We start from the raw sequence: 18835 nt of genomic DNA, 5'->3' as shown, positions 1-18835 counted from the left end.
CTAGCTTCGACCAGGAGAGTTCCGGATGCCTACCTACAACCCACCCGTGCGCGACATGCAGTTCGTGCTGCACGAAGTGCTCAACGTCGCCGAGGAACTCAAGGCGCTTCCGGCACATGCCGAGACCGATGCCGACACCATCAACGCGGTGATCGAAGAGGCCGGCAAGTTCGCAGCCGAAGTGACCTTCCCGCTCAACATCAGCGGCGATGAAGAGGGCTGCACGCTCGACAAGACCACGCATGAAGTGAAGACGCCCAAGGGCTTCAAGGACGCCTACGCCAAGTACATCGAAGGCGGCTGGCCCGCGCTGTCGTGCGACCCGGCCTTCGGCGGCCAGGGCCTGCCGTTCGTGGTGAACCAGTGCCTGTTCGAAATGCTCAACAGCGCCAACCAGGCCTGGACCATGTACCCCGGCCTCTCGCACGGCGCGTACGAGGCGCTGGCGGCCCACGGCACCGACGAGCAGAAGAAGACCTACCTGCCCAAGCTCACCAGCGGCGAATGGACCGGCACCATGTGCCTGACCGAACCCCATTGCGGCACCGACCTCGGTCTGCTGCGCACCAAGGCCGAGCCGCAGGCGGACGGCACCTATCGCATCAGCGGCAGCAAGATCTTCATCTCGGCCGGCGAGCACGACATGACGAGCAACATCATTCACCTGGTGCTGGCCCGCCTGCCTGACGCGCCCAAGGGCAGCAAGGGCATCAGCCTGTTCGTGGTGCCGAAGTTCAAGGTCAAGGCCGACGGTTCGCTCGGCGAGCGCAACCCGATCTTCTGCGCGGGCCTGGAGCACAAGATGGGCATTCACGGCAACGCCACCGCGCAGATCGTGATCGAAGGCGCCACCGGCACGCTGGTGGGCGAGCCCAACAAGGGCCTGGCCGCGATGTTCGTGATGATGAACGCCGCGCGCCTGGGCGTGGGCAACCAGTCGCTGGGCCTGACCGAAGTGGCCTACCAGAACGCGCTGGCCTACGCCAAGGACCGCATCCAGATGCGTTCGCTCTCCGGCGTGAAGGCCAAGGACAAGGAAGCCGACCCCATCATCGTGCACCCCGACGTGCGCAAGATGCTGCTCACTGCCAAGGCCTATGCCGAAGGCGGCCGCGCGCTGCAGATCTTCTGCACGCTGCTGCTCGACAAGGAGCACAACCACCCCGACGAGAAGGTGCGCAAGGACTCCGGCGAACTGGTCGCGCTGCTGACCCCCATCGTCAAGGCCTTCATCACCGACAACGGCCACGTTGCAACCAACGCCTGCATGCAGGTGTTCGGCGGCCACGGCTTCATCAAGGAATGGGGCATGGAGCAGTTCGTGCGCGACAACCGCATCAACATGATCTATGAAGGCACCAACACCATCCAGTCGCTGGACCTGCTGGGCCGCAAGGTGCTGGGCAACAACGGCGCCTCGCTGAAGAAGTTCGGCAAGCTGGTTGCGAAGCTGGTGGAAGAAGAAGGCGTCAACGAGAAGATGGCCGAGTTCATCAACCCCATCGCGGGCCTGGGCGACCAGCTCACCAAGTTCACGACCGAGATCGGCTTCAAGGGCTTCCAGAACCCCGACGAAGTGGGCGCCGCTGCTGTCGACTACCTGCGCGTGGCTGGCCACTTCGTGTTCGGCTACCTGTTCGCCCGCATGGCGCAAGTGGCCCTGCGCGAAATCGCCGCCGGCAACACCGACCCGTTCTACGTCGCCAAGCTGCAGACCGCGCGCTTCTACTTCGCCAAGCTGTTCCCCGAGACTGCGACGCTGATGCGCACCGCGCGCGCCGGCAGCAAGGTGCTGATGGACACCGACGCGGCACTGGCCTGAAGCAAGCCCTTTGCCTTTTCCTTCACTTCGCCGGGAGACACGCATGAAGAAAACATTCGCCGCCGTTCTGTTCGCCGTCACCGCAGCCTCGGCCATGGCCCAGGTCACGCCGGTCGGCCTGTGGCGCAACGTTGACGACAAGACCGGTGAGGTCAAGGCCGAGATCCGCATCGATGAAACCAACGGTGCGCTGCTCGGCCGCATCGAAAAGGCACTGGGCAAGGACGCCAAGCCCGGCGCCACCTGCGACGAATGCAGCGACGACCGCAAGGGCAAGCCCATGGTGGGCCTTGACATCATCCGCGGCGGCAAGAAGGCCGAAGGCAAGGAAGTCTGGGAAGGCGGCAAGATCCTCGACCCCGAGAACGGCAAGGAATACCGCGCGAGCTACACGCCCGTCGACGGCGGCAAGAAGCTCGAAGTGCGCGGCTATCTGGGCCCCTTCTGGCGCACTCAAACCTGGAACCGCGTGCAGTAACAAGCCTGCGCGCAACCAATCCAAGAAATACCAAGCAACATGTCCCGATTTCAAGTGAAGAAGGTCGCCGTGCTCGGCGCCGGCGTGATGGGCGCGCAGATTGCGGCCCACCTCGTCAACGTGCGCGTGCCTGTCGTGCTGTTCGATCTGGCCGCAAAAGAAGGCCCGAAGAACGGCATCGTCACGCGCGCCATCGACAACCTCAAGAAGCTCAAGCCCGCGCCGCTCGGCGACGTGGCCGACGCGGGCCTGATCGAACAGGCCAACTACGAAGACGACCTTGCCAAGCTCGGCGAGTGCGACCTCATCATCGAAGCCATTGCCGAGCGCATGGACTGGAAGCTCGATCTCTACAAGAAGATCGCGCCGCACGTTGCCAAGCATTCGATCCTGGCCTCGAACACCTCGGGCCTGTCGATCACCAAGCTCAGCGAGGCATTGCCTGAAGCGCTGAAGCCGCGCTTCTGCGGCATTCACTTCTTCAACCCGCCGCGCTACATGTTCCTGGTGGAGCTGATCAACACGCCCACCACGCAGCCGCAGGTGCTCGACGACCTCGAAGCCTTCGTCACCAGCACGCTCGGCAAGGGCGTGGTGCGCGCGCACGACACGCCCAACTTCATCGCCAACCGCGTCGGCATTGCCGGCATGCTGGCTACGCTGAAGGAAGTCGAGAAGTTCGGCTTGACGCCCGACGTGGTGGACGACCTCACCGGCAAGAAGCTGGGCCGCGCAAGCTCGGGCACCTTCCGCACCGCCGACGTGGTGGGCCTCGACACGATGGCCCACGTCGTGAAGACGCTGCAGGACAACCTGAACGCCGAGACCGATCCGTTCTACGCCAACTTCGCGACGCCGCCGGTGCTCGCCAAGCTGCTGGAGCTGGGCAACCTGGGCCAGAAGGCCAAGGCCGGCTTCTTCAAGAAGGTCGGCCGCGACATCCTGCGCTTTGACCTGAAGAGCGGCGAGTACGTGCCCGCCGGCGCCAAAGCTGACGAGGTGTATGGCCGCATGCTGAAGAAGCCCGCGGGCGAACGCCTGAAGCTGCTGCGCGAGAGCGAAGGACCGCAGGGCCAGTTCCTCTGGGCCATCTTGCGCGACGGCTTCCATTACGCCGCCGTGCACCTGGGCGACATCGCCGAGAGCGCACGCGACATCGACTTCGCCATGCGCTGGGGCTTCGGCATGAAGCAGGGCCCGTTCGAGCTCTGGCAAGAGGCCGGCTGGGCGCAGGTCGCCAAGTGGGTGCAGGAAGACATCGACGCCGGCAAGGCGCTGAGCAGCGCACCGCTGCCCAAGTGGGTGTTCGAAGGTCCGGTGGCCGAGGCCGGCGGCGTGCACACGCCCGAAGGCTCGTGGAGCGCATCGCAGAACAAATTCGTGCCGCAGCGCAGGCTGCCGGTGCATGACCGCCAGCTGTTCCCCGAGAGCGTGCTCGGCGCGAACGCAGCCGATGCCAACACCGCCGGCACCACCATCAGCGACGAAGGCGACGTGCGCGTGTGGACGCTCGATGGCGAAGTGCTCATCGCCAGCATCCATTCGAAGATGCACGCCATCAGTCCCGACGTGGCCGAGGCGCTTGGCGCCGCGGTCGAGCTGGCCGAAGCCGAATACAAGGGCCTGGTGATCTGGTCGCCCGACGAGGTGTTCTCGGTCGGCGCCGACCTGCAGGCGATGCTGCCGGCCTTCGTGGTCGCAGGCATCGGCGCGGTCGAAGGCGCCGAGGAAGAGCTGCAGAACGTGATGCTCAAGATCCGCTACGCCAGCGTGCCGGTGATTTCGGCCGTGCGCGGCATGGCGCTGGGCGGCGGCTGCGAGCTGGCCGTGCATTCGGCCAAGCGCGTGGCTGCGATGGAAAGCTACATCGGCCTGGTCGAAGTCGGCGTGGGCCTGATCCCCGGCGCCGGCGGCCTGACCTACATCGCGCGTCGTGCTGCGGAGAACGCAGCGGCCTCCACGGGTAGCGACCTGCTGCCGTTCCTCACCGAAGGCTTCACTGCTGCGGCGATGGCGAAGGTCGGCACCGGCGCGCTCGATTCGAAGAAGCTGGGCTACCTGCTCGACAGCGACGTGATCGTGCCGAACAAGGACGAGCTGCTGTACGTGGCGCTGCAGCAGGCCAAGGCCATGGCCGACGCCGGCTACCGCGCACCGCTGCGCCGCACCTTCCGCGTGGCGGGCCGCAGCGGCGCCGCGACCATCAAGGGCCAGCTGGTGAACATGCGCGACGGCGGCTTCATCAGCGCGCACGACTTCCACATTGCCAGCCTGATCGCGAACGTGGTCACCGGCGGCGACGTGGACGCGGGTTCGCTCGTGACCGAGGAATACCTGATGACGCTGGAACGCAAGGCGTTCTGCTCGCTCATCGTGCATCCCAAGACGCAGGAGCGGATCATGGGGATGCTCAGCACCGGCAAGCCAGTGCGCAACTAAGGACAGATTTCATGAGCAAGCAAGTACAAGACGCCTACATCGTCTCCGCCACCCGCACCCCCATCGGCAAGTCGCACCGCGGCTACTTCCGCAACTACCGTCCTGACGACCTGCTGGCCACTACGCTGCGCGCCGCACTGGCTGCTGTGCCCAGCCTCGACCCGAAGGCCATCGAAGACATCATCTGCGGCTGCGCGATTCCCGAATCGCAGCAGGGCCTGAACGTCGCGCGCATCGGCGCGGTGCTGGCGGGCCTGCCGACCAGCGTCGGCGGCATCACCGTCAACCGCTTCTGCGCATCTGGCCTGTCGGCCGTGCAGATGGCGGCCGATCGCATCCGCGTTGGCGAGGCCGACGTGATGATCGCAGCCGGTGTCGAAAGCATGAGCATGGTGCCGATGATGGGCAACTCGCCCTCGCTGTCGCCCTCGATCTTCGAGCGCGAGGGCGACGTGGGCATTGCCTATGGCATGGGCCTCACGGCCGAGAAGGTCGCGCAGCAGTGGAAGGTGAGCCGCGAGGCGCAGGACGAGTTCGCGCTCGCCTCGCACCAGAAGGCGCTGGCCGCGCAGAAGGCCGGCAAGTTTGCCGACGAGATCACGCCCATCGAAGTGACCGACCGCACGCCGAACCTGGAGACCGGCGAGTCGATTGCCAAGACCCGCACCGTGAATCTCGACGAAGGCGCGCGTCCCGACACCAGCATCGAAGGCCTCGCCAAGCTGCGCACCGTGTTCGCCGCGCGCGGCACGGTCACGGCCGGCAACAGCTCGCAGACCTCGGACGGCGCGGGCGCGCTGATCCTGGCGAGCGAAAAGGCCGTGAAGCAGTACGGCCTCACGCCGCTCGCACGCTTCGTGAGCTTCGCCAGCAAGGGCGTGCCGCCGCACATCATGGGCATCGGCCCGATCGAGGCGATTCCGGCCGCGCTGCGCTATGCCGGCCTGAAGCACGAGGACATCGACTGGTTCGAGCTGAACGAAGCCTTTGCCGCGCAGTCGCTGGCCGTCATCAACACGCTGGGGCTCGATCCGTCGAAGGTCAACCCGATGGGCGGCGCGATTGCGCTGGGCCATCCGCTCGGCGCTACAGGCGCCATCCGCTCGGCGACCGTGGTGCATGCGCTGCGCCGCGAGAACCTGAAGTACGGCATGGTCACGATGTGCGTGGGCATGGGCCAGGGCGCTGCCGGGATCTTTGAAAGGGTTTGAGCAAACCCCCAGGCTTCGCGCACTTCGTGTCGCTGCGCCAACCCCCTTGCAGGGGGCAACACCTGCGGCCCGGCAAAGCCGGTTCCGCGGTGTTCCGCGAATGGACCGTGACCGTTCTGGAGAAACGAGCATGCAACAGGAAGTTCTGGAGGTCGACGGCGGCGCACAGCAACTGGCGGTGCGCCGCTACGAGCCCGCCGGCGCACCGCGCGCCAGCATCGTGATCGGCGGCGCAATGGGCGTGCGCCAGTCGTTCTACGAACCCTTCGCGCAGTGGCTTGCAGAACAGCAGGGCCTGCGCGTCTGGACCTTCGACTACCGGGGCTCGGGCGATTCGCGCGGCGATGCGTCGCTGCGCGGCTTCAAGGCCGACCTGTTCGACTGGGCGCGCGACTATGAAGCGGTGATCGATGCCGCCAAGGCCGCACTGCCCGACCAGCCGCTCTACCTGCTGGGTCACAGCCTTGGTGCGCAGTTGCCGGGCTTCCTGCAGCGCCCGGAACAAGTCGACGGCCTCGTCAGCATCGCGGCCGGCAGCGGCTACTGGCGCGAGAACGCGCCGAAGCTCAGGCGCGGCATTCTCTACTTCTGGTTCGTGCTCGTGCCGCTGGTCACGCGACTGTTCGGCTACTTTCCGGGACGCAAGCTGAAGAAGGTCGGCGACCTGCCGCGCGGCGTGATCCTGCAATGGCGGCGCTGGTGTCTCAACCCGCGCTACAGCGTGGGTGCCGAGGGCGAGCTTGCATCGCAGAGCTACGGACGCGTGCGCTTCCCCGTGCTCGCGCTGTCGATCACCGACGACGAGCTCATGACGCTCGCCGGCACCGAAAGCCTGGTGAGCTTCTATGCCGGCGCACCGAGCGCGGTCGAGCGCATCGCACCGGCGGACGTGCAGGCCCGGCGCATCGGCCACTTCGGATTCTTCCGCGAGCAGTTCAGCCAGAGCCTGTGGCCGAGCACGGTCGACAAGCTGCACCGGCTGGCTGCGTTGACCGAACGTACTGCGGTGCAGCACGCCAACGTCCCGCACACGACTGCGTGACGCCATCCTCCGGAGGCACACTGCCGATCATGACGAGCACGCAGCACCCCTTCGACAAAGCCCTGACGATCCACCACAGCGACATCCGCGTGGGGCACTTCACCGGCATGACCAGCCCCGACTACTGGAACATGGTCGGGCCCTTCGGCGGCACCACTGCGGCCCTGGTGCTGCAGTCGGTGATGCAGCACCCCGACGTGCTGGGCACGCCCATCGCGCTCACCGTCAACTACGCGGCGGCGATCGAAGCCGGCGCGTTCGACATCCAGGCCACTGCCGTGCGCACCAATCGCTCGACGCAGCACTGGACGGTGCAGATCACGCAGGCCGGCCCCAGCGGTGCGCCCAACATGACGACCACCGCCACCGTGGTGACGGCCGCGCGCCGCGACACCTGGGGCGAGAGCGACATGCCGATGCCCGAGGCGCCAAGGCCCGAGACGGTCGACCGCATGAGCATCGGCCCGTCCGGCGTGGCGTGGATCAACCAGTACGAGATGCGCCCCTTCAGCGGCGGCATTCCCGCGAAGTGGGACGAGAGCCTGCACCACAGCGAAACCCGCATCTGGCTGCGCGACGCACAGCCACGGCCGCTCGACTTCGCCTCGCTCGCCGCGATGAGCGACATGTTCTACCCGCGCGTGTGGCTGCGCCGCGCGAAGCACGTGCCCGCGGGCACGGTGTCGATCACCACCTACTTCCACGTCGGGCCGGCGCAGCTGGCCGAGGTCGGCACGGGCTATCTGCTGGGCCGTGCGGCGGGGCAGCAGTTCTTCAACGGCTTCTTCGACCAGACGGCGCATCTGTGGAGCGAGAAGGGCGTGCTGCTGGCCACTTCGAACCAGATCGTCTACTACAAGGAATAAAGAGACATGACCACCCTGCAGAAAGCCGCACTCATCGTCGGTGCCGGCGATGCCACTGGCGGTGCCATTGCCCGCCGCTTCGCGCGCGAAGGTTTTGCCACCTGCGTCACGCGCCGCAGCCTCGACAAGCTGCAGCCGCTGGTCGCGCAGATCGAGGCCGACGGCGGCCGCGCGCACGCCTTCGCCTGTGATGCGCGCAAGGAAGAGGAAGTGGTCGCGCTTGTCGAGCAGATCGAGTCGACCATCGGGCCGATCGAGGTGATGGTGTTCAACATCGGCGCCAACGTGCCCGAGAGCATCCTGAACGAGACCGCACGCAAGTACTTCAAGGTGTGGGAGATGGCCTGCTTCTCGGGCTTTCTCAATGGACGCGAAGTGGCGAAGCGGATGGTGGCGCGCGAACTGCCCAAGGGCGGGCATCGCGGCACGATCATCTTCACCGGCGCGACGGCCTCGTTGCGTGGCGCGGCGAACTTCGGCGCTTTTTCTGGCGCGAAGATGGCGCTGCGTGCGCTGGCGCAGTCAATGGCGCGCGAGCTGGGGCCGCAGGGCATTCACGTTGCGCACGTTGTGGTCGATGGCGCCATCGACACTGAATTCATCCGCAGCAATTTCCCCGAGCGCTATGCGTTGAAGGAGAGCGACGGCATCCTGAACCCGGAGCACATTGCCGACAGCTACTGGATGCTGCATTCGCAGCCTCGTGACGCGTGGACGCACGAGCTCGACCTGCGGCCGTGGTCCGAGAAATTCTGAGAGAAGGAGACAACCCCATGGCGAAATCCGTCGACTTCTATTTCGACTTCGGCAGCCCAGCCGCCTACCTGGCCGCGACGCAACTGCCGCACATCTGCGCCGATACAGGCGCCGAGCTGGTGTGGAAGCCCATGCTGCTGGGCGGCGTGTTCCAGGCCACCGGCAATCATTCGCCCGCCGAGATCAAGCCCAAGGGCCCGTACATGACGACCGATCTGAAGCGCTTTGCCAAGCGCTACGGCGTGCCCTTCGTGCACAACCCCCACTTCCCGATCAACACGCTGCTGCTGATGCGCGGCGCCACGGGCGTCCAGATGAAGGAGCCGGCGCGTTTCGGTGCGTACGTCGATGCGGTTTTCCACGCGATGTGGGTCGATCCGAAGAACCTCAACGACCCGGCAACCGTCGGTGCCGTCTTGCAAAATGCGGGCTTCGACGCCGCGGGCCTGCTTGCGCTGGCTGGCGCGCAGGAAACCAAGGACCGCCTCAAGGCCGTCACGCAGGAAGCCGTGGAGCGCGGCGTGTTCGGCGCTCCCACCATGTTCGTCGGCAGCGAGATGTTCTGGGGGCAAGACCGCCTCGATTTCGTCCGCGAAGCCCTTTGCGCCTGACCGCGGCGCCAACCTTTTTCATCCAAGGACTACCACCCATGAGCGACATCCTCGTCCACACCGAAGCCGGTGTGATGACCATCACCTTCAACCGCGTCGACAAGAAGAACTCCATCACCAGCGCCATGTACGCCGAGCTGGCCGACGCGCTGGCTACAGCCGAAAGCGAAGCGGCCGTGCGCTGCGTGCTGATCCAGGGCGACCCGACGATCTTCAGCGCAGGCAACGACATCGGCGACTTCCTCAACGGCCCGCCGTCGACGGAAGAGTCGCCGGTGTTCCGCTTCCTGCGCGGCATTGCGACCTTCCCCAAGCCCATCGTCGCGGCCGTGTGCGGCCCGGCTGTGGGCATCGGCACCACGATGCTGTTCCATTGCGACCTCGTCTACGCGGGTGACAACGCCGCCTTCTCGATGCCCTTCGTGAACCTGGGCCTGTGCCCCGAGGCTGCATCGAGCCTGCTGGTGCCGCAGATGCTGGGCTACCACCGCGCGGCCGAGGCGCTGCTGCTCGGCGAACCCTTCATGGCAGAGGCCGCGCTCGAAGTGGGCCTGGTCAACCGCGTGGTGCCGCCGACCGAAGCGAACGCCATCGCGCAGACGCAGGCTCGCAAGCTGGCCGCCAAGCCGCTGAGTGCGCTGGTGGAAACCAAGCGTCTGCTGAAGAAGGCGCAGATGCCCGCCGTGCTCGAACGCATGGGTGAGGAGGGCGCGAGCTTCGGTCGCATGCTGCGCGAGCCGGCGGCACGCGAGGCTTTCGGTGCTTTCATGGAGAAACGCAAGCCGGACTTCTCCAAGGTCTGATGCGTTTTCGGGGCTTGCACGCGTACACTGGCCGCCGTGCAAGTTTCAGAGACAAGAACGCTCACAACGCCCGGCCAGTGGGCGAATGATGCTACTGAAAAAGTAGCAATCGACCTCACGCGCCGGCGTACTTTCGGCTTGCTGGCGGTTGCCTTGGCAGCGCCTTCGCTGGCCCTGGCGCGTGTGCGACCGCTACGCATCGGCGTCATCGGCTCATGGTCCGGCCCTTACGCGGGCGGCGGGCGGCAGTTCGATGCCGGCATGGCCGTCTGGCTGGCGGCGCACAACCAGAACATCGCTGGCCGGCCGGTCGAGCTGCTGCGGCGCGATGTACCCGGCAGCGCGCCCGAGCAGGCACGCCGCCATGCGCAAGACCTCGTCGAAAGCGAGCGCGTCGACATGCTGGCGGGCCTGGATTTCAGCTCCAACGCCTACGCCGTCGGCACCGTCGCCACGCAGGCCAGGCTGCCCCTGGTGGTGATGAACGCGGCCTCTTCGGGCATCACGGCGCGCTGCCCGTTCGCGGTGCGGGTGTCCTTCACCATCGGCCAGGTCACGCTGCCGCTGGCGCGATGGGCGCTCCAGCAGGGGCTGCGCGACGTCTGCACCGTGGTGGCCGACTACGCCTCGGGCGTCGATGCCGAAAGCGCCTTTGTCTCTGGCATCACCGCGGGCGGCGGCCGGGTCGGCGCGATGCTGCGGGTGCCGCTGAACACGCTTGACTACTCGGCCTACATGCTGCGGCTGCGCGAACTCAAGCCGCAGGCGGTGTTCTTCTTCCTGCCCTCGGGGCAGATGCCGGCCACCTTCCTCAAGTTCTGGCGCGACCGCGGCATGGCCGACACGGGCATCCGCCTGCTGGCCACCGGCGACGCCACGGACGACCACTACCTCGAAGGCATCGGAGAGCTGGCCGATGGCCTCGTCACCAGCCACCACTATTCGTTCGCCCACGAATCGCCGGCCAACCGCCGCTTCACGGGCATCTTCGAGACGGAGTACGGCAGCCATCTGCGCCCGGGGTATTTCGCGGTCGCGGCCCACGATGCGCTTGCCGCCATCGATGCTGCGATGAGCTCGCCCGTGGCGCGCGGCGGTGTGGTCGGGGAGCGGCTGGTGGATGCGTTCCGGGGCGTGAAGCTCGACAGCCCGCGCGGCCCGGTAGAGATTGACGCCCACACCCGGGACATCGTGCAGACCGTGTACATCCGCCGCGTCGAGCGGCGCGACGGGCGCTGGGTCAACCGCGAATTCGAACGCTTCGAGCGCGTGCGCGACCCGGGCGTCTGAGCCCGGGGGCGTTGCTCAGGGCTGCTGTTCGATGGGCCGTGGGCGGCCGTTGTCGTCGATGGCCACATAGGTGAACGTGGCCTGCGTCACCTTGATGTATTCGCCCTGCGCCCGGAAGCGCTCGGCAAACACCTCGACCGTCACCGTGACCGAGGTACGCCCGATGCGCACCAGCTTCGAATAGAACGACAGGATGTCGCCCAGCCGCACCGGCTGCTTGAAGATGAATTCGTTCACCGCCACCGTGGCCTGGCGGCCCTTGGCGTAGCGCGCCGGGATCACCGAGCCGGCCAGGTCGCACTGCGCCATGACCCAGCCGCCGAAGATGTCGCCGTTGGCGTTGCAGTCGGCCGGCATCGGAATGACCTTGAGCACCAGCTCCATGTCGGTGGGCAGGCTCTTGAGGATGGCGGCAGCGGCAGCGCTGGAAGTATCTGACATGGGCACAATCTGGAACAAACAAGCAACCACGATTGTCTCCCATGCGCCGCAGCGGCGAAGCCCTTCCCCCCTCCCACTCCGTCTCCGGCCACCCGCCGGAGCGCAGCGACCGTTCCGACTGGGCGACGCTGCGCCGCCTGTTTCCCTACCTCTGGCAGTACAAGTGGCGGGTGGCCGCGGCGCTGGCCTTCATGGTGGGCGCCAAGGTGGCCAACGTCGGCGTGCCGGTGCTGCTGAAGAACCTGGTCGACACGATGACGCCCAAGCCGGACATGGCGCAGGCGCTGCTTATCGTGCCCATCGGCCTGCTGCTGGCTTACGGCCTGCTGCGCTTCTCGACCTCGCTGTTCGGCGAACTGCGCGAGCTGATCTTCGCCAAGGCCACCGAGGGCACGGCCCGGCAGATCGCGCTGGAGGTGTTCCGTCACCTGCACGCGCTGAGCCTGCGTTTCCACCTGGAGCGCCAGACCGGCGGCATGACGCGCGACATCGAGCGCGGCACGCGCGGCGTGCACTCGCTCATCTCGATGTCGCTCTACAGCATCGTGCCGACCATCATCGAGCTGGTGCTGGTGCTCACCATCCTGGGCGTGAAGTTCGATTCGCTGTTCGTCTGGATCACGGCGGCGGCGCTGGTGCTGTACATCACCTTCACCGTGACGGTGACCGAGTGGCGCACGCAGTTCCGCAAGACCATGAACGAGCTCGACTCGGTGGCGCAGAGCCGCGCGGTCGATTCGCTGCTGAACTACGAAACCGTCAAGTACTTCAACAACGAAGACTTCGAGGCCGGCCGCTACGACGCCAGCCTCGACCGCTACCGCAAGGCCGCCATCAAGAGCCAGCGCACGCTGAGCATGCTCAACACCGGGCAGCAACTGCTGATTGCCGTGAGCCTGGTGCTGATGCTGTGGCGCGCCACCTCGGGCGTGGTCGAAGGGCGCATGACGCTGGGTGACCTGGTGATGGTCAACGCCTTCATGATCCAGCTCTACATTCCGCTGAACTTCCTGGGCGTGATCTACCGCGAGATCAAGCAGAGCCTGACCGACCTCGACAAGATGTTCGTGCTGATGGAAAAAGAGCGCGAGGTGCGCGATGCGCCCGGCGCACAGCCGCTGGCCGGTGCCGACGCCACCGTGCGCTTCGAGGACGTGAGCTTTGCCTACGAGGCCGCACGGCCCATCCTCAAGCACGTGAGCTTCGAGATTCCGGCCGGCAAGACGGTGGCGGTGGTCGGGCCCTCGGGCTCGGGCAAGTCCACGCTCGCGCGGCTCTTGTACCGCTTCTACGACGTGCAGCACGGCCGCATCACCATCGGCGGGGAAGACATTCGCGAAGTGACCCAGTCCAGCGTGCGCCGCGCCATCGGCATCGTCCCGCAGGACACGGTGCTGTTCAACGACACGGTCGAATACAACATCGCCTACGGCCGCCCGGGGGCGAGCCGCGAAGAAGTGGAGGCCGCCGCGCGCGCCGCACGCATCCACGACTTCATTGCCGCCACGCCCAAGGGCTATGAAACGACCGTGGGCGAGCGCGGCCTCAAGTTATCTGGCGGCGAGAAGCAGCGCGTGGCCATCGCGCGCACGCTGCTGAAGAACCCTCCGATCGTGATCTTCGACGAGGCCACTTCGGCGCTCGACTCGGCCAACGAGCGCGCCATCCAGTCCGAGCTGAAGAGCGCCGCGCAGGACAAGACCACGCTGGTCATCGCGCACCGCCTGTCGACGGTGGTCGACGCGCACGAGATCCTGGTGCTGGAGTCGGGCGTGATCGTCGAGCGCGGCACGCATGCCCAGCTGCTCGCGAAGCAGGGCCGCTACGCCCAGATGTGGGCTTTGCAGAAGAGCGAAGCAACTCCATTGATGTAGCGCGATCATCCATTCCTTTTTATCGATCTCAGGAGTTCAGACGTGTCGACCAAGATTCCCCTGCTGGTGCTCAGCGGCCTCTCGAGTGCCCACCAGGCCCAGATTGCCGAGGTCTATGACATGACCTACGCCTTCGACCCCGCCCTGCGCGCGGCCGCCATCGCCGAGCACGGCAAGAAGTTTCGTGCGGTGCTGACCATCGGCGTCATCGGCATCACGCCCGAGGAAATCGCGGCGATGCCGGCGCTGGAGCTGATCTGCTGCATGGGCGCCGGCTACGAAGGCGTGCCGCTCGAAGTGACGCGCGCTCGCGGCATCGCGACGGCCAACGGCGCGGGCACCAACGACGACTGCGTGGCCGACCACGCCTTCGGCCTGCTGATCAGCATCGTGCGCGAGTTCCGCAAACTCGACCGGCTGTGCCGCGAAGGCGTGTGGCGCGAAGCCATTCCGCAGCCGCCGAACGTGTCGGGCAAGAAGCTGGGCATCCTGGGGCTGGGCACCATCGGCCAGAAGATCGCGAAGCGTGCGGCGGCCTTCGACATGGAGGTCGGCTATCACAACCGCAAGCCGCGCGAAGGCGCAACGCAGCGCTACTTCGACGACCTGAAGTCGCTGGCCGCGTGGGCCGACTTCCTGGTGCTGGCCGCACCGGGCGGGCCGGCGACCAAGCATCTGGTCAACGCCGAAGTGCTCGACGCGCTGGGGCCGCAGGGCTACCTGGTGAGCATCGGGCGCGGCAGCGTGGTCGACACCGAGGCGCTGGCGGCCGCATTGCGCGAGAACCGCATCGCCGGGGCCGGCGTCGACGTGTACGAGAGCGAGCCGAAGCGGCCCGAGCCGCTGGTCGGCCTCGACAACGTGCTGCTGACGCCGCACATGGCCGGCTGGTCGCCCGAGGCGACGCAGAAGTCGGTGGACCATTTCCTCGCGAATGCCGAAGGGCACTTCGCGGGGCGCGGCGTGTTGACGCCGATCTGAGGCCTCAGCCCAATGCGGAGGGGCGGTGCGCCGCCCAGCCGCAGGCCTGGTCATAGGCATGGCCGAGCCGCAGCACGTCGAGGTCCGCATGAATCGGCCCCGCCAGCTGCAGCCCCATCGGCAGCCCGCCTTCGCCGAAGCCGGCGCGCACATTCAGCGTCGGCAGCCCGGCCAGCGTGAACGGCGTGACGATCTCCATCCAGCGGTGGTACGTGTCGCTCTTCACACTGTTCACCTCGGCAGGCCAGTGCAACTCGGCATCGAACGGAAACACCTGCGCGGTCGGTGCCAGCACGAAGTCGAAACGCTCGAACAGCTTCAGGAACGCGCGGTACACGTTCGAGCGGTACACCGATGCCTGGTACAGCGAAGCCGCATCGAGGTGCCGGCTCTGCTCGATTTCCCATTGGGCCTCGGGCTTGAGCTGCCCGAACAGCTTCGGGTCGCTGAGGTAGGCACCGAGCTTGCCGCCCACCAGCAGTTGCCTCAACCGCAGCCACGCGCTCCAGTTGTGCTCGCGCGGCACGTCGAGCGTGCAGGGCTCGACCTCGCAGCCGATGGTGCGGAAGGTGCCGAGCGCCTTCTCGCCCAGCTCGCGGATGCCGGGGGCCAGCGGCAGGTCGGGCCAGATGCTGCCGAGCCAGCCGATGCGCAGGCCCTTGCCGTCGCCGTCCAGCTGCAGCGCATCGGGCGAGGGCAGGGCGTGCGGTGACGACAGCGGGACTCGTGTGTCGAAGCCCGCCTGCACGGCCAGCAGCCGCGCCGCGTCTTCCACCGTGCGCGCCATCGGGCCTTCGCAGCCCAGTTGCTGGAAGAACAGTTCCTCGTCGGGGTTGCCCGGCACACGCCCGCGCGATGGCCGCATGCCGATCACGTTGTTGAAGGCGGCCGGGTTGCGCAGCGATCCCATCATGTCGCTGCCGTCCGCCACGGGCAGCATGCCCAGGGCCAGCGCCACGGCGGCGCCGCCGCTGCTGCCGCCCGCGCTGCGTTCGGGCGCATAGGCGTTGCGCGTGATGCCGAACACCGTGTTGTAGGTGTGCGAGCCGAGCCCGAACTCGGGCGTGTTGGTCTTGCCGATGACGACTGCGCCGGCCGCCCTGGCGCGGGCCACGTGCAGGCTGTCGGTGCGCGCCGGCGAACGCGGCGACAGCGGCGAGCCCATCGAGGTCGGCAGACCGGCGGCGTGGCTCAGGTCCTTCACTGCCAGCGGAAAACCGTGCATCCAGCCGCGCCGTTCGCCGCGCGCCAGTTCGGCGTCGCGCTCATCGGCCTCGGCCAGCAACTGCGCCGGATCGCGCAGCGACACGATGGCGTTGAAGCGCGGGTTCAGCGCCTCGATGCGGGCCAGCGAGGCCTGCATCACCTCGCGGCAGGACACGTCGCGCGCGGCGATGCGGCGGGAGAGTTCGGTGGCGCTGAGTTCGAGCAGGTCGGCTGAAGGCATGGCGAGTGCGGGAAAAGGAGGGGGCGCCCAGTATGGCGCGGCGCTCGCATAATCGCCGCGTATGGAAACCAAGTGGCTCGAAGACTTCATCAGTTTGGCGGAAACCCGCAGCTTCAGCCGCTCGGCTCAATTGAGGCATGTGACCCAGCCGGCGTTTTCCCGCCGCATCCAGGCGCTCGAAGGCTGGGCCGGCACCGACCTGGTAGACCGCAGCTCGTACCCCACGCGGCTCACGCCAGCGGGCCAGACGCTCTACAGCCAGGCCATCGAGATGCTGCAATCGCTGCAGAGCACCCGGGCCATGCTGCGCGGGCACTCGGCCGCCGGGCAGGATGTGATCGAGATCGCCGTGCCGCACACGCTGGCCTTCACCTTCTTCCCCTCGTGGGTGACCAGCCTGCGCGAGCACTTCGGGCCGATCAAGAGCCGCCTCATCGCGCTCAACGTGCACGACGCGGTGCTGCGGCTGGTCGAAGGCAGCTGCGACCTGCTGATCGCCTACCACCACCCCTCGCAGCCGCTGCAGCTCGATGCCAACAAGTACGAGATGGTCAGCCTCGGCGAGGAAACCGTGGCCCCCTGGGTCAAGGCCGATGCCGAAGGCGCGCCGCGCTACCGGTTGCCGGGGCGTCCCGGCCAGCCGCTGCCCTACCTGGGCTATGCGCCCGGCGCCTACCTGGGCCGCGTGGTCGACCAGCTGCTGAAGGAGTCGGGCACTGCCATTCACCTCGACCGCGTTTACGAGACCGACATGGCCGAAGGCCTGAAGGTCATGGCGCTCGAAGGCCACGGCATCGCCTTCCTGCCGCAGAGTGCGGTGCGCAAGGAGATCAAGGCCCGCAAGCTCGTGAGCGCGCTGCCGCCCGAAATCGACAGCCTGGAGGCGACCATGGAAATCCGCGCCTACCGCGAACGGCCCGGCGCGCCGGTGCCGGTCAAGGCCGGCGCCAGCCGTGCCGCCAGCAAGGCCGCGGCCGCTGACAGCCTGCAACCCAAACGCACCGCCGATGCGCTATGGTCTTACCTGGTCGGCACCCAGCCGCACCGCTGACAACGGAGATTTGTGCACCGCACAATCTATAAATGCCGCGCATAGGACTCCCCGCAAACGGCATTGGCGCCCCGAACCCGGCGCCACTACAGTCGCGGCTGCTTTTAGTCGCTGTCACAGCAACATCTCCGGCACGCGCCCTGCGCGTGCTTTTTTTTAAGCCGAGGAACCTGTATGAGCTCCAATTTCAGGACTGAACACGACTTCCTCGGCGACAAGCAGATCCCTGCCGTCGCCTACTGGGGCGTGCACACGGCGCGTGCGGTCGAGAACTTCCCCATCTCCGGCACGCGCATCTCGGCCATGCCCGACCTGGTGCGAGCGCTGGCCTACGTGAAGAAGGCCGCCACGCGCGCCAATGCCGACCTCGGCGCCATCGACCGCGACCGCGCGGCGGCCATCATCCTGGCCTGCGAGGACATCATCGACGGCAAGCTGCTCGACGAGTTCGTGGTCGACGTCATCCAGGGCGGCGCGGGCACCTCGACCAACATGAACGCCAACGAGGTCATCTGCAACCTCGCGCTCGAAAAGCTGGGCCACGAGAAGGCGCGCTACGACGTGCTGCACCCCAACGACCACGTCAACGCCTCGCAGAGCACCAACGACGTGTACCCCACGGCAGTGCGGCTGGCGCTGTGGTTCGCCATCGGCCGGCTGCTCGAATCGATGGCCACCCTGCGCCGCAGCTTCGAGGCCAAGGCGCTCGAGTTCAAGGACATCCTCAAGATCGGCCGCACCCAGCTGCAAGACGCGGTGCCGATGACGCTGGGCCAGGAGTTCCTGACCTACGCGATCATGATCGGGGAAGACGAGGCCCGCCTTGGCGAGGCCCGCGCGCTCATCGAAGAAATCAACCTCGGCGCCACCGCCATCGGCACCGGCATCAACGCGCCGCACGGCTACGCGAACCTGGCCTGCCAGTACCTCGCCGAGCAGACCGGCGTGCCGCTCAAGCAGGCCGCCAACCTCATCGAGGCCACGCAGGACACGGGCGCCTTCGTGCAGCTGTCGGGCGTGCTCAAGCGCGTGGCGACCAAGCTCAGCAAGACCTGCAACGACCTGCGCCTGCTGTCCAGCGGCCCGCAGGCCGGCTTCGGCGAAATCCGGCTGCCGGCGCGGCAGGCGGGCTCGTCGATCATGCCGGGCAAGGTCAATCCGGTGATCCCGGAAGTCATGAACCAGGTGGCCTTCGAAGTCATCGGCAACGACGTCACCGTGACGATGGCCTCCGAGGCCGGCCAGCTGCAGCTCAACGCCTTCGAGCCGATCATGGGCTGGAGCCTGTTCAAGAGCATCCAGCACCTGAGCCGGGCCTGCATCACGCTGCAGGTGAACTGCGTCGACGGCATCGAGGCCAACCGCGAGTTCCTTGCCAAGAGGGTGCGCGAGTCGGTCACGCTGGTCACGGCGCTCAACCCGCTCATCGGCTACGAAAAGGCCGCGCTCATCGCCAAGACCGCGCTCGCCACCGGCGGGCCGATCGACCTGGTGGCCGAATCGCTGGGCATCATGACGCGCGCCGAGATGGAGGCGCTGCTCGTGCCCGAGAACCTGACGCAGCCGGTGCGCCTGTCGGCCGCACCGGTTCCGCCGGCTGCCGAGCCTTCGGGCCAGGCTTCGGGCATAAAGGCTGCTTAGTGAAAGTCGGACAATGCCAGGAGGCAGGATCGCACCAGGCTGGCGCTGCCATGCGCATGCCCGGTGCAGCGTGTGTGTGTAT

16 protein-coding genes are annotated in these 18835 nt (G+C 66.9%); 14 read left to right on the top strand and 2 right to left on the bottom strand.

The genetic code is table 11. The features are described from left to right. Positions 1 to 25 precede the first annotated feature (25 nt). The 10 genes from BMW87_RS24405 to BMW87_RS24360 all read left to right on the top strand — a co-directional run bounded on the left by BMW87_RS24405 (position 26) and on the right by BMW87_RS24360 (position 11318). Positions 26 to 1822 (top strand): acyl-CoA dehydrogenase C-terminal domain-containing protein, encoded by a 1797-nt coding sequence (locus BMW87_RS24405; protein WP_093057293.1) that lies wholly within the window; start codon positions 26 to 28, stop codon positions 1820 to 1822. A gap of 43 nt (positions 1823 to 1865) precedes the next feature. Continuing rightward, positions 1866 to 2300 (top strand): DUF2147 domain-containing protein, encoded by a 435-nt coding sequence (locus BMW87_RS24400; RefSeq protein WP_093057294.1) that lies wholly within the window; start codon positions 1866 to 1868, stop codon positions 2298 to 2300. 39 nt (positions 2301 to 2339) lie between these two features. Continuing rightward, on the top strand, positions 2340 to 4739 hold the full coding sequence (locus BMW87_RS24395) for a 3-hydroxyacyl-CoA dehydrogenase/enoyl-CoA hydratase family protein (protein ID WP_093079144.1): 2400 nt from the start codon (positions 2340 to 2342) through the stop codon (positions 4737 to 4739). An 11-nt stretch (positions 4740 to 4750) separates the two neighbouring features. Beyond that, complete coding sequence (locus BMW87_RS24390; RefSeq protein WP_093057296.1) at positions 4751 to 5950, top strand: acetyl-CoA C-acyltransferase; 1200 nt, start codon at positions 4751 to 4753, stop codon at positions 5948 to 5950. 130 nt (positions 5951 to 6080) lie between these two features. Then, on the top strand, positions 6081 to 6992 hold the full coding sequence (locus tag BMW87_RS24385; protein ID WP_093079142.1) for an alpha/beta hydrolase family protein: 912 nt from the start codon (positions 6081 to 6083) through the stop codon (positions 6990 to 6992). A gap of 29 nt (positions 6993 to 7021) precedes the next feature. Further along, the gene (locus BMW87_RS24380; protein WP_093079139.1) at positions 7022 to 7858 is read left to right on the top strand and encodes an acyl-CoA thioesterase; all 837 of its coding nucleotides are present in this window, start codon (positions 7022 to 7024) and stop codon (positions 7856 to 7858) included. Between the two features lie 6 nt (positions 7859 to 7864). Next, positions 7865 to 8614: an SDR family oxidoreductase gene (locus BMW87_RS24375; protein ID WP_093079137.1), complete on the top strand. Its 750-nt coding sequence runs from the start codon at positions 7865 to 7867 to the stop codon at positions 8612 to 8614. A gap of 17 nt (positions 8615 to 8631) precedes the next feature. Further along, positions 8632 to 9225: a 2-hydroxychromene-2-carboxylate isomerase gene (locus BMW87_RS24370; RefSeq protein WP_093057300.1), complete on the top strand. Its 594-nt coding sequence runs from the start codon at positions 8632 to 8634 to the stop codon at positions 9223 to 9225. Positions 9226 to 9263: 38 nt separating this feature from the next. After that, positions 9264 to 10028, top strand: a complete 765-nt coding sequence (locus BMW87_RS24365) for an enoyl-CoA hydratase (protein ID WP_093057301.1) — start codon at positions 9264 to 9266, stop codon at positions 10026 to 10028. A gap of 183 nt (positions 10029 to 10211) precedes the next feature. Further along, positions 10212 to 11318, top strand: coding sequence for an ABC transporter substrate-binding protein (locus BMW87_RS24360; RefSeq protein WP_093079425.1), 1107 nt, complete (start codon positions 10212 to 10214; stop codon positions 11316 to 11318). 15 nt (positions 11319 to 11333) lie between these two features. Here the strand turns inward: BMW87_RS24360 and BMW87_RS24355 are convergent, their stop codons facing one another. Then, a complete protein-coding gene (locus tag BMW87_RS24355; protein WP_093057333.1) occupies positions 11334 to 11759 on the bottom strand; it encodes an acyl-CoA thioesterase in 426 nt (141 codons plus the stop codon). Between the two features lie 41 nt (positions 11760 to 11800). Between BMW87_RS24355 and BMW87_RS24350 the strand changes: the two genes are divergently transcribed. Both BMW87_RS24350 and BMW87_RS24345 read left to right on the top strand, forming a co-directional pair. Beyond that, a complete protein-coding gene (locus BMW87_RS24350) occupies positions 11801 to 13633 on the top strand; it encodes an ABCB family ABC transporter ATP-binding protein/permease (RefSeq protein WP_093079134.1) in 1833 nt (610 codons plus the stop codon). Positions 13634 to 13675: 42 nt separating this feature from the next. Next, entirely contained in the window at positions 13676 to 14614 is a 939-nt protein-coding gene (locus tag BMW87_RS24345; protein ID WP_093057303.1) for a 2-hydroxyacid dehydrogenase, read from the top strand. Positions 14615 to 14618: 4 nt separating this feature from the next. On the opposite strand, the gene BMW87_RS24340 is transcribed toward BMW87_RS24345, so the two are convergent. Continuing rightward, positions 14619 to 16061, bottom strand: coding sequence for an amidase (locus BMW87_RS24340; RefSeq protein ID WP_093079132.1), 1443 nt, complete (start codon positions 16059 to 16061; stop codon positions 14619 to 14621). Between the two features lie 61 nt (positions 16062 to 16122). On the opposite strand from BMW87_RS24340, the gene BMW87_RS24335 reads away from it, so the two are divergent. Both BMW87_RS24335 and BMW87_RS24330 read left to right on the top strand, forming a co-directional pair. Further along, complete coding sequence (locus tag BMW87_RS24335; RefSeq protein WP_093057305.1) at positions 16123 to 17112, top strand: LysR substrate-binding domain-containing protein; 990 nt, start codon at positions 16123 to 16125, stop codon at positions 17110 to 17112. Positions 17113 to 17286: 174 nt separating this feature from the next. Beyond that, a complete protein-coding gene (locus tag BMW87_RS24330) occupies positions 17287 to 18753 on the top strand; it encodes an aspartate ammonia-lyase (RefSeq protein ID WP_093079130.1) in 1467 nt (488 codons plus the stop codon). Positions 18754 to 18835 lie beyond the last annotated feature (82 nt).

Origin of the sequence: Variovorax sp. OV084, from assembly GCF_900111625.1 — a bacterium.
Classification (GTDB): domain Bacteria; phylum Pseudomonadota; class Gammaproteobacteria; order Burkholderiales; family Burkholderiaceae_C; genus Variovorax.
This window is presented reverse-complemented; position numbering and strand designations above follow the sequence as displayed.